We start from the raw sequence: 493 nt of genomic DNA, 5'->3' as shown, positions 1-493 counted from the left end.
CGTCCGGGGCATCCTGGGCACCGCGCTGTTCCCGCTGCAACGGGCCGCGCTGGTGCCGCGCGACCTGTTCATGGGCGCCGCCGACCTCGCCGCCACCAATGCCTCGCTGCGCCACGACAACCAGCAGCTGCGCGAGCGCAATCTGGCGCTGTCGCTGCAGGCCAACCAGGCCGGCCAGCTGATGTCCGACAAGGCGCACCTGCGCGCCGTGCTGGGCCTGCGCGCGCGGATCGCCGCCCAGTCCACCCCGGTCGAGATCCAGTACGACACCAGCGATCCGTTCTCGCAGAAGGTGGTGATCGGCCACGGCTCGCACGACGACATCCAGAACGGCGCGCCGGTGGTGACCGAGGACGGCGTGGTCGGCCAGGTCACGCGCGTGTTCCCGCTGCAGTCCGAGATCACCCTGATCACCGATCGCGACCTGGCGATTCCCGTGCAGGTGCTGCGCACCGGGCTGCGCAGCGTGATCTACGGCACGCCGAAGGGCGAT

Annotated in this window: 1 protein-coding gene; it reads left to right on the top strand. The window is 70.8% G+C overall.

Annotation, left to right across the window (positions count from 1 at the left end):
• The coding region (gene mreC, locus FQ746_RS30395; protein ID WP_144113523.1) for a rod shape-determining protein MreC at positions 1-493 on the top strand (493 nt) is incomplete at both ends.

It is taken from the genome of Paraburkholderia sp. BCC1886, from assembly GCF_900996245.1.
GTDB lineage: Bacteria > Pseudomonadota > Gammaproteobacteria > Burkholderiales > Burkholderiaceae > Paraburkholderia.
Note: the sequence above shows the minus strand (reverse complement) of the source record. Positions and strands in the feature narration are given on the sequence as shown.